The sequence below is a fragment of the Microbacterium maritypicum MF109 genome (genome assembly GCF_000455825.1).
Taxonomy (GTDB): Bacteria; Actinomycetota; Actinomycetes; order Actinomycetales; family Microbacteriaceae; genus Microbacterium; species Microbacterium maritypicum_A.
In genome coordinates this window covers 157543-176248 of the sequence record NZ_ATAO01000195.1, presented here as the reverse complement: position 1 = coordinate 176248, position 18706 = coordinate 157543, and the positions used below count along the sequence as shown (strand labels likewise).

The window sequence follows — 18706 nt, the reverse complement described above, 5'->3', positions numbered from 1 at the left end:
CTCACCTCAACCAGGTCTCGAGGTTCGCGGCGATGAAGGCGTCGTCGTTCAGATCGGGATACGCGAGACGCACCCGTGCGATCTCCTCCGCCTGCCCCGGCGAGAGACCCTCGGCGGGGTCGAGGCACCAGGTGCCATCGAGCAGCCCCTGCTGGCGGAGCATCTCGTGCACGCCGGCGATGACGCCGTGGAAATCGTTGCCCGGATCGAACACCGCCTGGTTCACGTCGACCATGTCGGAGGCGATGAGGCCCAGCTCGCGGTAGGCGTCCTCGTCTCCCCCCATCGCCCGCTGCGCGCGTTCGAGCAGCGAGACGGCGGCACGTGTGCCCACGGCCCACTGGCCGAGCAGCCCACCGACGAACCGCAGGGTGCGCGGACCGGTCGGCGAATCCACGTGGAACTCGGAGAGCAGGTCGGCCACGATCGCGTCGTCGTTGCCGGTGTAGAGAGCGATCTCGTCGGCACGGCCGGAGGCGGCGACCCCGCGCACCAGCTCCAGCGTGCGGTAGCGGTCGAAGGGAGCGGCCTTGACGGCGACGACGGCCGGGATCGAGGCGAACTCGCGCCAGAAGTCGCGATCGAGCACAGGTCCGCCGATCGCCGTCTGCAGGTAGAAGCCGACCACCGGCAGCACCTCGCCCACCGCGCGGGCGCGTTCGAGCAGAGCCCGCTCGTCGGCACCGGCGACGCGAGGGCTCACGAGCACGGCGTCGTAGCCCAGGTCGCGGGCGAGCTCCGCTTCGGCGACCGCCTGGGTCGTGCCACCGGCGACACCGGCGATGCGCACCACGTCGGCATCCGCGCGGGCATCCAGCTCCTCCGCGGCGAGCGCGAGGACCGGTTCGAACAGGGCGTGCTCCGGATCGCGGATCTCGAACTGAGTCGTGTGCACCCCGACCGCGATGCCTCCGGCCCCGGCGTCGAGGTAGTAGCGGGTGAGCGCGCGCTGACGGCGTTCGTCGATGCGTCGCTCGGCGGTGAGGGCGAGCGGATGCGCCGGGATCACGGCGCCACGGGCGAGGGTCGCCGCGGCCTCCGGGCGCAGAGGGGGAACGGTCATCAGAACTTCCCGTCCCGCACGGCCCACTTGGTCGGCTTGGCGATCATCGGCAGCTCCTTCTCGATCCAGTCGGCCTGGAGGCCGATCAGGGTCTCGGCGGAGACCGCCGGGTATCCGAACAGCGCCATGCACCGGCGGGCGTCGCTGAGCAGCGCGGTGGGCTGCGGCTCGTCGACGATCTCGACCTCGCGGTCGAACAGGGTGCCGAAGCGACGGGCGATCGATTCCACGCTCAGCAGCTCCGGGCCGGTGAGGTTGATCGTGAAGGGGTCGGTCGAGGCGTGCACGAGGCTGCGCAGCACGACCTCGTTCGCGTAACCCTGCCAGATCACGTTGACGTTGGCGGTGGCGACCGACACGGGCTGTCCCGCATGCACGGCGCTGCCGATGTCGGCGAGCACGCCGTAGCGCAGGTCGACGGCGTAGTTCAGGCGGATGATCGCGACCCTGGTGCCGCGCTCCTGCGCCCCGAACTCGAAGACGCGCTCACGTCCCAGGCACGACTGCGCATACTCGCCGATGGGTGCGGGCTGCACCTCTTCAGACGCTCCACCCGAAGCCGCAGGAAGGAACGGGTAGACGTTGCCGGTCGAGAGCACCGAGATCGCGCTGTCGCGGTAGCGGCGGGCGACGCGGTCGGGCAGCGCGGCGTTGACTTCCCACGCCCACGACGCGTTGGTCGCGGCGCCGAACTTCGCACCGACCATGAACACCACGTTCGGGGCATCCGGGAGGGATGCGAAGTCGTCGTTCTCGATCAGGTCGAACGGGACGACCTTCACCCCGGCGCTCTCCAGGCGCTCGCGGATCGCGGCGTCTCCGAAGCGGGAGACGGCGTAGACCGTGTCGCCCTGGCGTCCGGCGGCATCCATCCCGCGGCGCGCGAGCATCGCCAGGGTCGGACCCATCTTGCCGCCGGCGCCGAGGATCACGAGGTCGCCCGCACCGCGTGCGAGATCGGCGATCAGCGCGGCGCTCGGTGTCGCGAGCGCCTCCTCGAGTTCCGCCTCGGAAGTGAACTGGTGCTGAGTCATGTGGTGCTTTCCCTTCTTCTCAGCCCTTGATGCCCGTACCGGCCACGCCCTCCTGCACGTACCGCTGAGCGATGAGGTACGCGAGGAAGATGGGCAGCAGTGCCACGACGGATCCGGCGAGCATGGTGCTCAGCGGCACGTTCTGCTGCTGCAGCGACGAGATGCCGACGGTGAGTGTGAACATCGCGTTGGACTTCGCGATGATGAGCGGCCACAGGAAGTCGTTCCAGTGCCACAGGAAGACGAAGATGCCGAGCGTCGCCAGGATCGGCTTGCACAGCGGCAGCACGATCCGCAGGAAGATGCGGAACTCCCCGGCGCCGTCGATGCGTGCGGCCTCGAACAACTCGTCCGGCAGCCCCTGGATGAACTGCCGCATCAGGAACACGGCCTGTGCGTTCGCGAGCGACGGCAGGATCAGGCCCCAGTACGTGTCGACGCCACCGAGGTTCGCCATCAGGATGAACGTCGGGATGAGGGTGACATGGAACGGCACCATCACCATCGCGAGGAACGACCAGAACATCACCTCCTTGCCGCGGAAGCGCTTCTTGGCGAACGCGTAGCCGGCGAGCGCCGAGAGGAACAGCACCGCGACGACCGAGACGAGCGAGTAGATGAGGGTGTTGCCGAGCCAGCCGAGGATGTTCTGCCCGGCGAGCACCTGCTCGTAGGCGTCGAACGAGATGTCCTGGAAAGGCAGCAGGGAACCCGGGAGCTCGACGACCATGCCGGGCTTCAGGCTCAGCACGACCATCGCGTAGAAGGGGAAGAAGCTGAGGATGCCGGCCAGGCTCAGCCAGATCCATCGCCCCACGATCCCCCAGCCGGTGGGCTGCAGCGCGCGGTAGGCGCGGCGCTGCTTCGTCGACGTCTTCGGCGGCGTCGCCGGGGTCTGGGTCGGCGGCTGCAACAGAGCGGTCATTTCTGCTTTCCGATCACCAGGCGCTGGATGAGCGCGACGACGAGGGTCATGACGAACAGGGCCACACCGATCGCGGCCGCGTAGCCGTAGTCGAAGTAGCGGAAGCCCTGGTCGTAGAGCATGTAGACGAGCGAGTAGCTGGCGTTCGCCGGCCCGCCCTGGGTCATCACGTAGATGACGTCGAACACCTGGAACGCGGCGGTCGTCTCGATCACCGCCAGGAAGAAGAACGTCGGCCGCAGCACCGGGAGGATCACGTAGCGGAAGCGCTGCCAGGCGTTGGCGCCGTCCATCAGCGCCGCCTCTTCGAGCTCGCGCGGCACGTCCTGCAGCGCGGCGATGAGGATCATCATCCCGTAGCCGAATCGCGACCAGACGCCGACGACGACGATCGCGGGGATCACCAGGACGGTGCTGCCGAGCCAGGATCCGCCGAGACCGAGGGGCGCCATCAGCGCCGACCAGGGTCCGTTCGCGGAGAAGATCCAGACGAAGATCGACCCGGCCAGCACGAGCGAGGTGATGACGGGGAGGAAGAAGATCGAGCGGAAGAAGCGTGCGCCGCGGAAGGCCCGACGCACGCCGAGGGCCATCACGGTCGAGAGCACCAGCGCGATCGGCACGGCGCACACCGTGTAGATGAGCGTGGTGCCCATCGCCCGCCAGAACAGCGGGTCGGCGATCATGCGCTGGAAGTGGTCGAGACCCCGCCACGAGATCTCACCGGTGATGTCGTAGTCGAAGAAGCTCAGCGCGACTCCGGCGATGCTCGGGCCGAAGCGGAAGGCGATGAACAGGAGGAAGGCGGGGAGCACGAACAGGAACGCGATCCGCGCCTCTCGTCGTGCGAGCACCCGCGTGACTCGCCCTGCGGGCTTCTTCGCCGTGGTTGCCGTCGTCATCAGTGGTACCTCACGTGGGGGGAGTGAAGGGGTGCGGGGGCGTGCGGAGTTCGGGCTCCGCACGCCCCCGAGGTGTTACTTCTTGACCAGCGGCGCCGCGGCGGTCGCGGCATCCTTCAACGCGTCCTCCGGCGACTTGTCGCCGAGGAGCGCTGCCTGGATCTCCGGGGCGAGCACGCCCATCAGCGCACGGGACGAGGCGTTGAGCTCGCCGACCGTGGTGTCGGGAACATACTTCTCGACCTCGCCGAGCAGCGGGTCGTCCGCGTACAGCGGCTCGGTGGTGCTGAGTGCGGAGAAGTAGCCGGCGGCCTTGAGGTACGGCTCGACGACGTCGGCGCCGGTGGCGTACTCGACGAACTTCGCCGCCGCGTCCTGCGCCTTGGAGCCCTTGAGCACCGAGAGCGATCCGACCGTGCCGTAGGCCACGGACTCCTTCTCGGTCAGCGGCGCCATGACCTTGACGTTCTCCTCGCCCCAGAAGGGCACGACCTCGTTGACCGCGTTGTTCCACGTGCACGCGACCTTGCCCTGGGCGACGGCGGTCTGCTCGAGCGGGACGTTGGTGGTGAGCGCCTCGGGGTCGAGAGCACCCGCCTCGGCCAGGTCGGTGAGGAAGGTGAGCGCCTGCACGCCTTCCTTGCTGTCGAAGCCGACGTCGCCGTCCTTCGTGTAGACCTCGCCACCGGCCTGCCACAGCAGCGGGTAGTAGGTGAGGTTGAGGGTGTTCTCCGCGGATGCCGGGTAGTTCAGGGCGTACATGCCCTTCTCGGTGAACCGGGGGGCCATCGCGGTGACGTCGTCCCAGGTCTCGGGGTACTCGGTGACGCCCGCGGCCTCGAACGCGGCGGCGTTGCAGATGAGCGGCTGCGCGCTGGTGAGGATCGGGGCTCCGAGGATGTCGCCGTCGAGCGTGACCGACTTCTTCACGTTGGGCAGCAGGTCGTCCTGACGCTCCGTGCTCAGCAGGTCGTTGAGCGGGGCGATCGACTTCTGGTACGCCGCGAGCTGGTCGGGGATCAGGTAGACCACGTCGGGCCCCTTGCCGGCCGCGATCGCGGTCTGGAGAGCCTCGTCGCGGTTCGCCCACGGGAAGATCTCGTACTTCACGTTGATGTTCTCGTTCTGCTTCTCGAAGTCGGCGATCGTCGAGTCCCAGAAGTCCTTGTGCACCGCCTCGTCGGCGATGACCGGGTAGAGCCAGACGGTGATGTCCTGCTCTCCCTCTGCGGTGTTGCCTCCGCCGGCCGAACATCCGGCCAACAGGGTGGCGGCCGCGATTCCCGCGACGACGCCGGTGATCTTGCTGACGCGCATGGTGCTCCTTTGCTTATACCGTGCTGAGTACGGTTCATTATGACACTGCAATGGGATAATTCGTCAAGTACAAGTTCTCAGAGCCATGTTTCCGCCGTGTTTCCCGTTCGAGAACATCAAAGCTTGATCTGAGAATTGGGTGTGCTAATTTGATCGCACCCGACGACGGAGATGAGGAAGGGACCGCACATGGCCGTGAACAGCCCGCTCTCGATCGTCGCGCGATCCGCTCTGCAGCTGCGCGACTCGGGGCCCGCGACCGTGAACGATCTGTCCCGCTCGCTCGAGATCTCGCGCACGTCGGTCGAGAACGCGGTGACCGTGCTGGCCGACTCGGGCCTGATCGTCGACGCCCCCGCCCAGAACGGCGGCGGTGCCGGTCGCCCCGCCCGTCGCTATTCGTTCCACGGTGCCGCCGGGACCGTCGTGGGCGTCGACATCGGTGTCGCGAGCGTTCGCGTCGTGCTCGCCGATCTGTCAGGGGTCGTGATCGCGCAGCGCAGCTACTCCGGTGTGGCCGAGCAGCTCGACGGCGCAGCCAAGCTCGCGGCCGTGATCGACGACGTGCGCCGCACCCTCTCGGTCGTGTCGATCCCCGCATCGAAGGTACGAGCGGTCGGGGTCTCGCTCCCCGGCATCGTCGACGATGCGGGACGCGTGACCACCTCGGTCGTGATCCCGGAATGGTCGGGCATCGACATCGGCTCGCAGCTGCGGCACGCGTTCGGCTGCCCCGTCGCGGTCGACAACGGGGTGCGGCTCGCGGCCGTCGCCGAGCACCATCTCGGGGTCGCGCAACTCGTCGACGACGTGATCTACTTGTCCGTCGGCAACCGGATCGCGATGGGACTGATCCTCGGCGGACGACCGCGCCGCGGCATCCACAACGCCGCGGGCGACATCGGCCGCCTCGCCTTCCGCGGGCTGAACACCGAGACGGGCCAGATCACGTGGCGCACCGCCCCGACCGCCGCCGAGGTGTTCGCTCTGGCCCGCGGGGGCGATCCCGCCGCACAGCAGGAGCTCGACGCCTTCATCGACGAGCTCGCGCACGGCATCGCCACCCTGACCATGACGGTCGACCCGGCCATGATCGTGATCGGCGGCGGGCTCTCCGCCGCGCACGAGCAGCTGCTCGATCCGCTCCGGGCGGCTCTGCCCGGCCACCTGGGCCTGCCCTTCCAGGTGCCGATCGCCGAAGCACGGCTGGGCGCCGAAGCCGCCGCGCACGGAGCCGTCGTGCACGCGTTCCAACGGCACGCCGCCGAGATCTACGGCATCGAGGACATGCCGGCGCCGCCCATCACCCCACTGCCGCTCGAACCGGCGGGGGCGGAAGACACCGTCATCGACACAACCGAGGAGAAGCAGTGAGCACGTTGAAGGTCGGACTCATCGGCGCGGGCGGCATCTCCCGCGTGCATGCCGACGCCTGGCGGGCACTCGGGGCGGAGGGGTACGTCACCTCTCTCGTCGGAGCGGAGGAGATCGCCGAGGAGTACGGATTCGAGCTCGTGCCCGACGTCGACACCCTCATCGGGCTGGTCGACATCGTCGACATCGTGACCCCCAGCAGCACCCACGCCGACTTCGCGCAGCGCGCCATCGCCCGGGGACTCGACGTGATCTGCGAGAAGCCGCTCGCAGCGACGGCCGAAGCCGCGGCGACCGTGGCCCGATCCGCCGAAGAGGCCGGGGTACGGCTCTTCCCGGCCCACGTCGTGCGGTACATGGGTGAATACGCCCAGATCAAGGCCGGCATCGACGCCGGGCGGATCGGCACGCTCGCCGTGCAGCGGTTCAGCCGTGCCGGCTCCGCCCCGCAGACGCCGTGGTTCTTCTCCGAACGCGCGGGCGGGGGCGTCATCCGCGACCTGATGATCCACGACATCGACCAGGCCGTCTGGTTCGCCGGCCCCGTCGCGAGCGTCTACGCAGTGCAGAACCCGCCGACGATCGACGACCGCGTTCCCGCCCCCGTCACGTCGCACGTGGTGCTCACGCACCGCAGCGGCGTCATCAGCCACATCCACGGCAGCTGGGTCGCTCCGGGCATGCCGTTCCGCACGAGCGTCGAGGTGTCGGGTTCCGATGGACGTCTCCGCTACGACAGCGCCGAGGACCAAGCGCTGCGCACCGACGCCGTGCTCCCCGCGGGCGACGCCGACTACCTGCCGCCGATGTCTCCGCAGGAGAGTCCGTACTACGCCGAGATCGCCGACTTCGTCGCCGCGCTGCGCGAGGGGCGCGAGGCGAGGGTCAGCCCTGCAGACGGCATCGAGGCGGTCGCCGTCGCCGAGGCCGCATACGCGTCGATCGCTTCCGGCGCCCCCGTGGCGCTGTCCGAACACCGTGCTCCTGAACTTTTCGCGCCCGATGCCGAGGAGGCCGCCCGATGACCGCTTCCGCCCCGCTGCGCATCGCCGTGCTCTCGTTCGCGCACACGCATGCCCTGAGCTACGTGCACGCGCTGAAGGCGATGCCGGGAATCGAGCTGATCGCGGCCGACCCCGACGGCGCTTCGGCCCCCGACGACGCCCCTCGCGGCGCAGACCTCGCGGCCGAGCTGGGCGTCGCCTACGTCGAGACCTACGACGAGGCCTTCGCCTGGAAGCCGGATGCGGTCGTGATCGCCGCCGAGAACTCCCGGCATCGTGCCCTCGTCGAGCGCGCGGCCGCGGCCGGGGTGCACGTACTCTGCGAGAAGCCTCTGGCCACGACGGTCGCCGACGCGATCGCGATGCGCGAGGCGTGCGACCGCGCCGGCGTGATCCTGATGGTCGCCTACCCGGTGCGGTTCGCGCCGAGCGTGCGCGAGGCGATCGCCGAGCTGCGCAGCGGCCGTCTCGGCACGGTCCTCGGCGTCACCGGCATCAACAACGGCAAGCTGCCGCAGGATCGTGCCTGGTTCACCGATCCGGAGCTGGCCGGAGGCGGCGCACTGGTCGACCACGTCGTGCACTGCGCCGACCTGCTCGACGAGCTGCTGGGTGAGCGCGCCCAGTCGGTCCGCGCCGTGTCCAACAGCATCCTGCACGCGCAGAGCGAACTCGACGTCGAGACCGGCGGACTCGTGACCATCCGGTACCCGAGCGGGGTCATCGCCACGATCGACTGCTCCTGGAGCTGGCCGATGAGCTCGGCCACCTGGGGTGGACTCACCCTGCAGGTCGTCGCCGAGCGCGGCACGGTCACGGTCAGTCCCTTCGCCAAGGGGGTCGCCGGGCACGATGCGCACGGCGAGACCTGGAGCCCGGTCGGCGCCGACCTCGACGCGCTGCTGCTCGACGAGTTCGTGCGCGCCGTGAGCGAGGGGCGCCAACCGCAGCCCGACGCCGGCGTGGGCATCCGCACGGTCGAGATCGCCACGGCCGCGCAAGCCTCCGCCGCCCGCGGCGGCGCGGTCATCGCCCTCTGACGCGCCTCGCGACGGACGATAACCAGAGCCGCGGACACAGCCGTCACGAGCTCACCCGAACCGAGCGGTGAGCTCGTGAACCTGGTCACGGTTGATCGTGCAGGTCCCGGCGTGCGACAGCACTCCGTCTGGCGTCGTCTACTCCTTGCAGAAGTAGGCGACGTCGGAGGCGAACGCGGTCCCGCGCTCCGCAAGCTCCTGGGATATCTTCGTCGCATCCGACCCGGCCGGCAGCGCCCTGATATCCACTGCGTACCCGTCCATGGCTGTCGCGTAGTCGGGAGTCAGACCGGAGTCGACATCCTCTTGTCCGCTGATGAACGCCTCACGGATCTTGTCGACCAGCGAAGCCGCAGCTGCGGGGTCGGACTTGACGAGTTCGGAAGCCCTCTCGAGATCAGGCACCACGTCGGCGGCGACCTTCTTGAGAGCCGTGCACATGGCGAGCTCCGCAGTGCTGAGGGTGCTCGCCGACGTGCTCGTCGGTGCCCCCGTGGGCGACCCTGCGGGTGCACCCGAGGAACTGGTGCACGCGGCAAGCAGACTCGCAGCCAGAACCAGTCCACCGAGAGCTGCTGCTGTCTTCGTCTTCATGAGATGACCTCCGGTCCTCGACGTTCGCATCATCCGGATGGACACTCGTTGAGCGTGATGCGTAACGTGTTACGCGATCATCCCTGAACCGGACTATGCATCTGCCGAGGCCGCGAGCGAACGGCCGGTCGGAGCGCTCCCGACCGGCCTTCCTCGACGCTCCCGCCTCGGTCCGCGTCAGCTCACGTGTCCGTTCAGATCAGCTCACGTCGTGGCGAGCCCCGCGGCGCCCGCGGAGGACGAGCCCTGCACCGACGGCGATGACCAGCACGGCGCCCACGATGCCGCCGATCGCGACTCCGCCTCCCGTAGTCGCAAGGCCGGCAGCGGGGGGCGGGACCCGGTCGTGCGTGGTCGTGCAGGCGGTGCTGCACCCCGGGCTGGTGACCGTGTTGACGAGGTCACCGTCACCGCGCGTTCCCACGGTCACCGAATACGTGATCGTGACCACGTCGCCCGCTGCCAGGTCGCCTCTCCACGAGAGCGTCCCCGCGGCCGCGTCGAAGGATGCGGCACCGGCAGAAGCGGAGACATCACCGTTGTAGGCGGCATCGTCCAGCACCTCGGCGAGATCATCCTCGAGCACCGCTCCGGGAACGGCCGCCAGGCCGCGTTGGGTCACCGTGAGCGTGTAGGCGATGACGGAACCCGCCGCCACCGATCTGCCAGACCGGGGGTCCGACCCCTTGGTCACGGTGTAGCCGCCGACCGGTGTCTCCGTGGTGTCCGGAGGGGTGATGACAGGGGGCTTACCCGGGGGCGTGCCTGTCCCCGTCGCCGTGTTGACCACCGCGCCCGCGGCGAGATCGGCCGGCGTGATCGTATAGGGCCGGTCCGCCGTGCACACCACCGACTCCGCCGGGGCGAGCGCGTCCGGATCGCAGGTGATGCCGATACCTGCAGCAGCGAGCCTGTCGTCGTCGATCGTGAGTCCCGCGAGCGGAGTCTCGCCGGTGTTGGTGAGTTCGAACTCCCACGTGATCCGGTCGCCCACATCGTCGTAGCCGTTTCCATTGGCGTCGATGACTCCGGTGACCCTCTTGTCGAGGCTCATCCCGGGCACGAGCGGCTCGTTGAACACGGTGCAGACCACGGCGACGCCGGCGATCTGCGGAATCGTGACGCTCCCCGACGGACCGGTGCCGGAGCCGATCGTGGCCCCCGCGGGTCCCTGCGCATCGACGCACTCCCAGCGGGATCCGTAGTCCGCGAGATTCGTCGTTCCCGCGGCGGTCTCGCCGAAGTCGTAGGTGGCGTTCGGCTGCACGATCACCGATCCGGCGGTCTCGGCCGGCGACTGCGTCTGCAGCCCGGGCTCCGCACCCTCGGTGACCCCGATGCTGCCTGGTCCCGGCACGATGCCGCCGCCGGTGATCGAGAGGGCGAACTGATCGGTGGGCTGCACCCGCCCCGCCACGTTCTTCTGCACCGTCAGGGTCGGCGGCGCACCACAGGTCGCGAAGTCCGTCATGTTCGAGGCGACGGCCCCCGAGACCGGCACGTTCCCGACCAATGCCCCGGTGGTGGCGTTCACCCGGAGGATCGGTCCCGCGCCTCCACCGATGTACACCTCGCCGGTCCCACCGAAGGCGATGGCGGCATAGGTCACACCGGCGACGGGCTCGATCCTCGTGAGCAGCGACGAGGTGAGTGCGGAGTTCGACCCCGTCGAGGGGATCGAGCCGTCGACGCGGATCAGCGCACCACCGGTCGGCGTGCTGCCCACGATGTACATCTGACCGAGGGTGTCGAACGCGAAGTCGCTGTTGGTGAGCGCGACGCCCTCGGGCAGACGGATCGTCGAGGCGACGCCCCGATTCGTGTTCGTCACGGGGTCGTAGACGGCGATCTGGTACTCGGTGCCGCCGGCGCCGATGCCCCCGTAGTAATAGAGCCCGCTCGTCGGGCTCACCGCTCCGCCGACGGCCGAGTAGCCCGCGAGCACCTGGGCCGGTGTGGAGTCGAAGGAGTCGGTCGCGAGCGTGTAGTCGTACACGGTCCCCGCCTTGGTGAACAGGAAGTTCCCCCCTCCCGGCGCGATGCCCAGCTGATTGACGACGTTGTCACCGGGAAGGTCGATCAGCGCGGTCGCCGTCCCCGTCGTCGCATCGATCTGCCAGAGGTCGCCGTCGCCCGCACCCTGGTTGGTGACGTAGACCGTCGACCCCGTGCACTGCAGGACCGGCGCCGCCTGAGCGGCGGGTGCGGTGGCGATGGAGGCCCCGACGAGCCCGGCCGACACCATCAGCACGGCGGCGATCCCACCCCGCAGACCGCGGGCTCGAGGATGACTGAGGGCAGCGGACATGGAGTCTCCTTCGTGCGGCGCATCGTCCGCACACACCGGGCGCACGAAGAGGCTGCGCCGGGAGCGGACGGATCGATGCGGAAAGGGGCGACGCCGGACTCTCCGCATCGCTTCGAGGTCCGATGCTACTAGCAGGTAACGTGCTACTCCACCTCTCGGCGAACAGAATACTGCTCTGATCGGGGCAGGAGCGCGACCGGGAATCCTCACAGCAGACAGGAGTATACTGACGTGTTGGGTCGTTCGGCCCGAAGAGTCTCGAAAGGCGGTGATGGCGATGTCCGGTGATAGTTACGACGCCGCCTTCGCTGCGTCGCGACTCCCTGCGCTCGCGCGTTGACCTTCCGGTCCGCTTTCGCACGTCCTTCTCCGCAGCCGTCGGCGGCGTCATCCGCCCCCTGACGAAACCCGCGCACGGAGCTCTCTGCTGCCGTGCACCTGCGAGAACGGAGCCGCATGATGGCGCTCATCGACAACGGCGTGTACGTCCACGGACGTCGCGTGGAGACCCCCAAGAACCTGGACGAGACCTACCGGATGCTGGACGCCGCCGGGGGCATCGCCTGGATCGGCCTGTACCGGCCCAGCCCCGAAGAGGTGGCGTCCGTCGCGCGCGAGTTCGACCTGCATCCCCTCGCCGTCGAGGATGCGCTCTCAGGCCACCAGCGCTCGAAGGTGGAGCGCTACGGCGATACCCTGTTCGCCGTGCTGCGCCCCGCGCGCTACCGCGACGAGCAGGAGTCGATCGAGTTCGGCGAGCTGCACCTGTTCGTCGGCCCCGACTTCGTGGTGACGATCCGGCACGCCGAGTCGCCCAACCTCGCCGCCGTGCGCGCCCGCATGGAGGCGAACCCCGAACTGCTCGCGATGGGGCCGGAGGCCGTGCTCTACGCGATCCTCGATGAGGTCGTCGACGGCTACGAGCCGATCGTGGCGGGTCTGCTGAACGACATCGACGAGATCGAGGACCAGCTCTTCGGCGACGGCGACGACGACAGCGCGCTCTCCCGCCGCATCTACGAGCTGTCCCGCGAGGTCATCAACTTCCAGCGCGCCGTGCACCCGCTGAACGGGATGCTGGAGTGGCTGCGTCGGGGATCGGCGAAGTACCGCATCGACGAGGAGCTGCAGCGTTCGCTGCGCGACGTGCTCGACCACACGATCCGCGTCAACGAGAAGATCGACTCGTTCCGGGCGATCCTCGAGAACGCGCTCACCGTGCACTCCGCGCTGGTCGCACGCCGCCAGACCGAAGCCGGGCTCGCGCAGAACGACGAGATCAAGAAGATCTCCTCCTGGGCGGCGATCATCTTCGCCCCGACGCTGGTCGGCACGGTGTACGGGATGAACTTCGACGTGATGCCCGAGCTGCACTGGGCCTTCGGCTACCCGATGGCCATCGGCGCGATGGTCGCGTTCGCCGTCGGCCTGTTCGGGGTGTTCAAGTACAAGAAGTGGCTCTGAACCGACCGCCTCAGGCGAGCGGCTCTCCCGTGCTGATGAAGCGGGGGTCGTTGCGCCGGGCGAAGCTCCGGGCGCTCTGCGCCGACAGGGCGAGCAGCACGAGGATGTCGAGCGCGACGCTCGCGAGCGAGGTGCGGAACGTGACGGGGATGCCGGCGTTCCACCAGTCGAGGAAGACGACGATGATGCTGAGCGAGGCGAAGCTCATCGCCACGATGCGTGCCCAGTTCGACCCGGTGAACACCAGGCCGGCGAGCACACCGTAGAACAGGTACCAGACGCCGAGCGCGCTGAACCCGACGATGAGGAGGATGTCGGCGACATCCGGTGGAACCAGCACGGTGCCGTCGCCGGTGGAGAAGATCTCCTCCCTGATCGCCGTCCAGTTCAGCACGTAGACGAGGATCGAGACGAACCCCCAGATCACCCGGAGCGACATCAGCACCGCGCCGAGGCCGGTGGCCAGAGGCCGCTTCACGACAGACCTCGCAGCTCGGTGACCGGCGCCTCTTCGACGGCCTCCTCCGCGGCATCCGCCGACCGCGCCTGCACCACGCGGCGGAGATCGACCACGGGCAGATCGCCATCGGTGTGGATGCTGTCGCCCCCGCCGTTCCGGGAGTGGTATCCCGTGGAGAAGTCACGGATGATGACGATGCGCACCCCGGTGTGCGCCTCGCGGAGCGTGCCGACGATGTGATCGCGTTCGATGTCGATGTCCGCATCGATCTTGTGGGTGATCTGCAGGGTGAACAGCGAGAACCCGACCGCACGGTCGAACGTTCCGGCGGCCACCCAGTCGACACGGTGCCCACCTGGCAGCATCCAGCCGTCAGGGCAGCGCCAGAATCTGACATGGTGCCGCTTGGCCGGGTTGCCCTCGACCTCCTGCTGATAGGCGAGATCCTGCCGTCTCCCGAACAGGAAGAGCGGGCTGACCGGGGCCTCGTCGTAGCTGCGCCTGAGCATGGTCGACGACACGATGCGCCAGGTCGATGCGGCGGTGATGTCATCGGCGCGTGTCCACCCGGCCTCGGCCATGCACCGGGTGAGCTGCTCCTCGGTGCCGAGGACGGCGAGGTTCACCGGGTCTCCGAGCAGGCCGTCGCTCGTTCGCGCCCGCCCGATGAAGTAGCTGGGCACGTAGATGCGCGTGAGGATGGAGTGCAGTCTCGGCAGCACGAGGTAGGCGAGGATCAGCCAGAACGCCACCGCGAACCCGATGGCCCACCAGCCCCACGAGAACGCCTCCGTGATGATGAGATACGCGAGCCAGATCGCGGCGAGACCGGCGAACACGAAGAAGACGTCGTCGAGAGCCGCGTTGACGGAGAACCGTCGGCGCGGGACCAGAGGGTCCCGCCGCTTAATCGGTTCCGTCATGTCCACATCCTAGGAACTGCGCGCTCGGGTGAGAAGACGCCGAGGGACCGCCCCCTCAGCGCGACCTCTCCTCTGCCGAGCCGAGATCCGCCAGGGCCAGCGCATCCGCTGCTCGCACGAGCGCGAGGTGCGAGAAGGCTTGCGGAGTGTTGCCGAGTTGCCGCCCCGCCACCGGGTCATACTCCTCCGACAGCATCCCCACGTCGTTCGCGAGCCCGCACAACCGCTCCATGAGGGCATGCCCATCCGCACGCCGCCCCGTCAACGCGTACTGCTCGACCAGCCAGAACGAGCACGCCAGGAAAGCACCTTCCGAGCCCGAGAGTCCGTCGACCCCCGTGCCGGTGCGATACCGACGCACGAGCCCGTCGGACATCAGCGTCTGCTCGATGCGTGCGACCGTCGCCAGCATCCGGGGATCATCCGGCCGGCAGTACCCCACCTGCGGAAGGAGGAGCAGCGAGGCGTCGACCTCGGTGGTCGCGTAGTGCTGCACGAAGTGACCGTCGACGACACCGTCGCGATCGATCTCCTCGCGCATCCGATCCCGCAGCCCGCGCCAGCGCTCCACGGGGCCTTCGAGCCCGTGCTCCTCGACAGCGCGCACCGCGCGGTCGAACGCCGCCCACATCATCACCCGTGAGTGCGTGAAGAGACGGGGCTCACCCCGGATCTCCCACAGTCCCTGATCCGGGCGCTCGATCTGCTCGGAGGCGAATCGGACCAACTCGCGCTCCAGCGGCCAGGAGAAGCCCGACTCGTTGAGTCCCGCCGCCCGCGCGGCCGACAGCGTCACCAGCACCTCGCCCACGACGTCGGCCTGATACTGGTCCGCCGCACCGTTGCCGATCCGCACCGGTGCGGAACCCTCGTATCCCGGGAGATTCGTCAGCACGCGCTCCACGAGATCTCTCTCCCCCGCCGGGCCGTACATGATCTGGAGGTCGGCAGGATCCCCGGCGACGGCCCGCAGCAGCCATTCCCGCCACTGCCCCGCCACCCCGAGGAACCCGTGGGCGAGCAGCGCTTCGAGGGTGAGGGCGGCATCGCGCAGCCAGACATAGCGGTAGTCCCAGTTGCGCACGCCCCCGATCTCCTCCGGCAGGGCCATGGTCGCCGCGGCGGCGATCCCGCCCGTCTCGTGGTTGGTGAGTGCCCGCAGGATCAGCAGCGACCGGACCACCTCGTCCCGGTGCGGGCCGTCGTGCGAGATCCGATCGGCCCAGTCCTGCCACCAGGCCTTCGTGGCGTCCAGCTCGTTCTGCACGTCGAGCGCATGGGGGAGGTCGAGGTGCGAGGGGAACCACGTCAGCTGCAGGTCACGCACCTCTCCGGCGTCGACCGCCAGCTCGCCCCGGTGCTGATGGTCGATCGGCTTCAGCGGTGCACCGCGCAGGGCGAGGGCATCCGGGCCACCCATCGCGACCAGACATGGGTCTCCCTCCGGCCCGACCTGGCGCACCCAGGGCATCACCCTGGCGTAGTCGAAGCGGATGCTCAGCCGCTGCTCGAAGACCATGGAGCCGCGCACTCCCACGATCCGGCGGACCAGATCGGTCCGCCGGATCGCCGCATCGGGATCGAGTCCCATCGGCATGAAGTCGTGCACCTCGGCGACCGCATCGCCGCTCTCCCATCGGGTGACCAGCACGAAGGTCTCCCGGTCGTAGCGTCGCGTGCTCGTCGCAGCGGGGTCGGTCGGATGCAGCAGCCACCGCCCGTGGGACTCGTCGCCGAGGATCGCCGCGAACGTCGATGCCGAGTCCAGCCGCGGCAGGCACAGCCAGTCGATGCTGCCCGCGCACGACACCAGCGCCGCCGTGCGGCAGTTGCTCAGCAGCGCGTAGTCCTCGATGCGGACGCCCGCCTCATCCCCCACGGCGCCTCATCCCCTCGGGCCGGACGATCGGAGGCCGATGTCCGCGCTGTCGATGTCGGCACTGTCGATGTCGGCACTGTCGATGTCGGCACTGTCGATGTCGGCGATGTCGATGTCCGCGATGTCGATGTCCGCACTGTCGAGCAGCGACACGGCCCTCGAGCCCGCTCCTGTAGCGCGGACGCCACCGGCTATCGACACCTCGCCCACACGTCCCCCCACTTCCAGTGTGACCACGTTAGCCCCCGCGGTGACGAGCCGTCCGCCGATGCGGAGCGCGTCGACGGATCCGGTCCCCGCCACGCTCAGCGCGATCGCCGGGAGCGTCATCTGCACGCCTTTGACGAGGCTCAGCCCCTCACCGCCGCTCGTCGTGACATCGCCATCCACCGCAAGCCTCCCCATCGGCCTGCTGATCTGGATGCCGATCGACCCGTCGCCCGTCGTGCGGATGCTCTGGAACCTCGCCTCCCGCAACGTGCCGTCGTAGAGGTTGAAGCCCCGGGCGCCCTTCCCCGTCGTGACGATCGGCGCGCGCACGTCGAGGGTGTCGATATCGCCGAAGTTCACGACCCCGATACCGCTCGGCCCGTGCGACGCGACCTCTCCCGTGGCGATCCAGGTGCCCACCGATCCCCAGTTGTCGAGCACCATGTCGTTCGGGCCGTACGTCGTGACGGCCCCCGCGGTGCGCATCGCGTCGACCGTCGCCCCGCTGAGCACGAACACCCCGGCCGAGATCAGATCCGGCGTCCCCGCCGGGATCGCCCCGTCCGTGTGCACCTCTCCGGTGCGCAGTCGGGTGACGTGCACGGTTCCGCCCGCACCGCGCCCGTCCCGACCTCCGTGTCCCCCGACGAAGATCCCGCTTCCGTACACCGGCTCGGCCTCCGTCCCCGCAGAGATCTCGAGCAGTTCCGCCGTCAGCTCCACCTCGGGATCCGCCTGCCGGTTCCACAGCGTGAAGCCTCCTTGCAAGACGTCCACGCCGAACCCGTGCGGACGGTGGAACCGTCCACGCAGGTCGGCGGTGAGCACCCGCACGTTCTCGGCCTGCACGTGCCCGCCACGCACACGGTCCTCCGCCAGGATGACGATCTGCCCCCGCGTGGTGACGTTGCGCAGCGTGAGGGTGCCGAGATCGGTCACCCCGGTGTCGTTGAGGATCGCCGCCTCCTCATCGGCCGTCAGGATCGAGATGTCCTCGAGCGTGTTGTCCGAGGTCAGCCGCACACCCCTGGCCCCGAACTGCAGGGTCCCTCCGCGAAGACTCACACCGGGCGCGAGGGTGAACCCCGGCGCCCCGACGATGCTCCCACGCACCTCGATGTCCTCGACACCTGCGCTGACGGCGGCCAGCAGCTCCCGAGCCGTCGAGACGGTCACCGTGTGTTCGCTCATCGTCTACTCGGCCGTCAGCAGCGCGACGTTCTCCTGAGCCCACGTGCGGAAGTCCTTGAGCCCGGGAACGATTTTCCGCAGTGACGTCAGGTCGCGCGCCCCGGTGAACTCGGCGTCGAAATCGCCGTAGTACTGGAACATGTTGCCGAACTCGTCACTGCCGGGAGCGCCCGACCTGCGCGCGTCGTCGTACGCGATCGACCGGAATCGCACGGGTTCCCCGAGCACGTCGCTCAAGACGGACGCGTACTCAGCTCCCGTCAGGTGGTCCCCCGCCAACCCGACCGTCCGGCCGATGTACTCGTCGCCCGCGGCCAGGATCGCGAACGCGGTCCGTCCGATGTCCGAGACGTCGACCGCCGACATCCGCTTCCCGTCCTCGAGCGGAAGCGTCAGCGTCAGCACACCGTCATCCTCTCGACGCGCCCCCATCGCGGAGGCCGCGAGGTTCTGGAAGAAGAATGCCGTGTTCAGGTAGGTGGTCGGCACTCCTGCCGCGGCGAAGAAGGCGTTGCCCTCGCCCTTCGCGTCGAAGTGCGGCACGTTGTAGTGATCCTGCAGCACAGGCATTCGCGGATCTTCCAGGGGCAGCAGATCGCGCGTGTCCTCCAGCGTCGACCACACCACGTGGCCGACGCCGCTCGCGGCGGCGGCTCGGGCGAGCGTCGCGATCTCCTCGAGCTCCCTGGCAGCGGATCCGTGCGCCCAGAAGTTCGTCACCAGGAACGCGCCATCGACGCCGGTGAGTGCGGCGACCACGCTCGGCTCGTCGGCGAAGTCGGCCTGCACCACCTCCACTCCGCGTGCGGCGAGCGCGCGTGCGGCCGGGGACGACGGGTCCCGCGTGAGCGCGCGGACAGCGAATCGCTGCTCGGGGTCGGCGAGAATGGCGTCCACGACGCCACCGCCCTGGGAACCGGTCGCACCGGCGACCGCGATCTTCTTCTGTTCGTTCATCGGCTTTCCTTCTGTTGCTCTTCGTGCGGTTGCAGTTCGTGCGGTTGCGGGTTCGGGAAGA

16 protein-coding genes are annotated in these 18706 nt (G+C 68.9%); 4 read left to right on the top strand and 12 right to left on the bottom strand.

Annotation, left to right across the window (positions count from 1 at the left end):
- Nucleotide 1 precedes the first annotated feature (1 nt).
- From L687_RS33620 to L687_RS33600, 5 genes are all read right to left on the bottom strand, one after another.
- Nucleotides 2-1063: a dihydrodipicolinate synthase family protein gene (locus L687_RS33620; protein ID WP_021200221.1), complete on the bottom strand. Its 1062-nt coding sequence runs from the start codon at nt 1061-1063 to the stop codon at nt 2-4.
- Nucleotides 1063-2097 carry an NAD-dependent epimerase/dehydratase family protein gene (locus L687_RS33615; protein WP_021200220.1) on the bottom strand — a complete coding sequence of 345 codons (1035 nt, stop codon included), beginning with the start codon at nt 2095-2097 and terminating at the stop codon, nt 1063-1065. The genes L687_RS33620 and L687_RS33615 overlap by 1 nt, the downstream gene beginning before the upstream one ends.
- A gap of 19 nt (nt 2098-2116) precedes the next feature.
- On the bottom strand, nt 2117-3022 hold the full coding sequence (locus L687_RS33610; RefSeq protein ID WP_021200219.1) for a carbohydrate ABC transporter permease: 906 nt from the start codon (nt 3020-3022) through the stop codon (nt 2117-2119).
- Nucleotides 3019-3924, bottom strand: a complete 906-nt coding sequence (locus L687_RS33605; protein WP_021200218.1) for a carbohydrate ABC transporter permease — start codon at nt 3922-3924, stop codon at nt 3019-3021. The genes L687_RS33610 and L687_RS33605 overlap by 4 nt, the downstream gene beginning before the upstream one ends.
- Nucleotides 3925-3999: 75 nt before the next feature.
- The gene (locus L687_RS33600) at nt 4000-5241 is read right to left on the bottom strand and encodes an ABC transporter substrate-binding protein (RefSeq protein WP_021200217.1); all 1242 of its coding nucleotides are present in this window, start codon (nt 5239-5241) and stop codon (nt 4000-4002) included.
- A 189-nt stretch (nt 5242-5430) separates the two neighbouring features.
- On the opposite strand from L687_RS33600, the gene L687_RS33595 reads away from it, so the two are divergent.
- From L687_RS33595 to L687_RS33585, 3 genes are read left to right on the top strand one after another with little or no spacing between them, the layout of a single operon-like run.
- On the top strand, nt 5431-6615 hold the full coding sequence (locus L687_RS33595; protein WP_021200216.1) for an ROK family transcriptional regulator: 1185 nt from the start codon (nt 5431-5433) through the stop codon (nt 6613-6615).
- Nucleotides 6612-7640 carry a Gfo/Idh/MocA family protein gene (locus L687_RS33590; RefSeq protein WP_021200215.1) on the top strand — a complete coding sequence of 343 codons (1029 nt, stop codon included), beginning with the start codon at nt 6612-6614 and terminating at the stop codon, nt 7638-7640. The genes L687_RS33595 and L687_RS33590 overlap by 4 nt, the downstream gene beginning before the upstream one ends.
- Nucleotides 7637-8659: a Gfo/Idh/MocA family protein gene (locus L687_RS33585; protein ID WP_021200214.1), complete on the top strand. Its 1023-nt coding sequence runs from the start codon at nt 7637-7639 to the stop codon at nt 8657-8659. The genes L687_RS33590 and L687_RS33585 overlap by 4 nt, the downstream gene beginning before the upstream one ends.
- A gap of 138 nt (nt 8660-8797) precedes the next feature.
- On the opposite strand, the gene L687_RS33580 is transcribed toward L687_RS33585, so the two are convergent.
- Nucleotides 8798-9253: a hypothetical protein gene (locus tag L687_RS33580; RefSeq protein WP_152525902.1), complete on the bottom strand. Its 456-nt coding sequence runs from the start codon at nt 9251-9253 to the stop codon at nt 8798-8800.
- A 199-nt stretch (nt 9254-9452) separates the two neighbouring features.
- Nucleotides 9453-11561, bottom strand: coding sequence for a DUF7927 domain-containing protein (locus L687_RS33575; protein ID WP_021200212.1), 2109 nt, complete (start codon nt 11559-11561; stop codon nt 9453-9455).
- Between the two features lie 459 nt (nt 11562-12020).
- Here L687_RS33575 and L687_RS33570 point away from each other — a divergent pair, with 459 nt between their 5' ends.
- Nucleotides 12021-13025, top strand: coding sequence for a magnesium and cobalt transport protein CorA (locus L687_RS33570; RefSeq protein WP_029258864.1), 1005 nt, complete (start codon nt 12021-12023; stop codon nt 13023-13025).
- A gap of 10 nt (nt 13026-13035) precedes the next feature.
- Here the strand turns inward: L687_RS33570 and L687_RS41895 are convergent, their stop codons facing one another.
- Genes L687_RS41895 through L687_RS33545 form a run of 5 tightly spaced genes read right to left on the bottom strand, consistent with a single transcriptional unit; the run spans nt 13036 to nt 18645 of the window.
- Entirely contained in the window at nt 13036-13503 is a 468-nt protein-coding gene (locus L687_RS41895; protein WP_021200210.1) for a hypothetical protein, read from the bottom strand.
- Nucleotides 13500-14408: an LssY C-terminal domain-containing protein gene (locus L687_RS41580; RefSeq protein ID WP_021200209.1), complete on the bottom strand. Its 909-nt coding sequence runs from the start codon at nt 14406-14408 to the stop codon at nt 13500-13502. Before L687_RS41580 ends, L687_RS41895 begins: the two co-directional genes overlap by 4 nt.
- 55 nt (nt 14409-14463) lie before the next feature.
- Complete coding sequence (locus tag L687_RS33555) at nt 14464-16287, bottom strand: glycoside hydrolase family 15 protein (RefSeq protein WP_021200208.1); 1824 nt, start codon at nt 16285-16287, stop codon at nt 14464-14466.
- Between the two features lie 6 nt (nt 16288-16293).
- Nucleotides 16294-17688: a hypothetical protein gene (locus tag L687_RS33550; protein WP_021200207.1), complete on the bottom strand. Its 1395-nt coding sequence runs from the start codon at nt 17686-17688 to the stop codon at nt 16294-16296.
- Nucleotides 17689-17691: 3 nt separating this feature from the next.
- Nucleotides 17692-18645, bottom strand: coding sequence for an NmrA/HSCARG family protein (locus tag L687_RS33545; RefSeq protein ID WP_021200206.1), 954 nt, complete (start codon nt 18643-18645; stop codon nt 17692-17694).
- Nucleotides 18646-18706: the final 61 nt, after the last annotated feature.

What these genes read in the sequence shown, in the direction of transcription:
- L687_RS33620 (WP_021200221.1), bottom strand. Translation starts at nt 1,063, where the DNA reads ATGACCGTTCCCCCTCTGCGCCCGGAGGCCGCGGCGACCCTCGCCCGT.
- L687_RS33615 (WP_021200220.1), bottom strand. Translation starts at nt 2,097, where the DNA reads ATGACTCAGCACCAGTTCACTTCCGAGGCGGAACTCGAGGAGGCGCTC.
- L687_RS33610 (WP_021200219.1), bottom strand. Translation starts at nt 3,022, where the DNA reads ATGACCGCTCTGTTGCAGCCGCCGACCCAGACCCCGGCGACGCCGCCG.
- L687_RS33605 (WP_021200218.1), bottom strand. Translation starts at nt 3,924, where the DNA reads ATGACGACGGCAACCACGGCGAAGAAGCCCGCAGGGCGAGTCACGCGG.
- L687_RS33600 (WP_021200217.1), bottom strand. Translation starts at nt 5,241, where the DNA reads ATGCGCGTCAGCAAGATCACCGGCGTCGTCGCGGGAATCGCGGCCGCC.
- L687_RS33595 (WP_021200216.1), top strand. Translation starts at nt 5,431, where the DNA reads ATGGCCGTGAACAGCCCGCTCTCGATCGTCGCGCGATCCGCTCTGCAG.
- L687_RS33585 (WP_021200214.1), top strand. Translation starts at nt 7,637, where the DNA reads ATGACCGCTTCCGCCCCGCTGCGCATCGCCGTGCTCTCGTTCGCGCAC.
- L687_RS33580 (WP_152525902.1), bottom strand. Translation starts at nt 9,253, where the DNA reads ATGAAGACGAAGACAGCAGCAGCTCTCGGTGGACTGGTTCTGGCTGCG.
- L687_RS33575 (WP_021200212.1), bottom strand. Translation starts at nt 11,561, where the DNA reads ATGTCCGCTGCCCTCAGTCATCCTCGAGCCCGCGGTCTGCGGGGTGGG.
- L687_RS33570 (WP_029258864.1), top strand. Translation starts at nt 12,021, where the DNA reads ATGGCGCTCATCGACAACGGCGTGTACGTCCACGGACGTCGCGTGGAG.
- L687_RS41580 (WP_021200209.1), bottom strand. Translation starts at nt 14,408, where the DNA reads ATGACGGAACCGATTAAGCGGCGGGACCCTCTGGTCCCGCGCCGACGG.
- L687_RS33550 (WP_021200207.1), bottom strand. Translation starts at nt 17,688, where the DNA reads ATGAGCGAACACACGGTGACCGTCTCGACGGCTCGGGAGCTGCTGGCC.
- L687_RS33545 (WP_021200206.1), bottom strand. Translation starts at nt 18,645, where the DNA reads ATGAACGAACAGAAGAAGATCGCGGTCGCCGGTGCGACCGGTTCCCAG.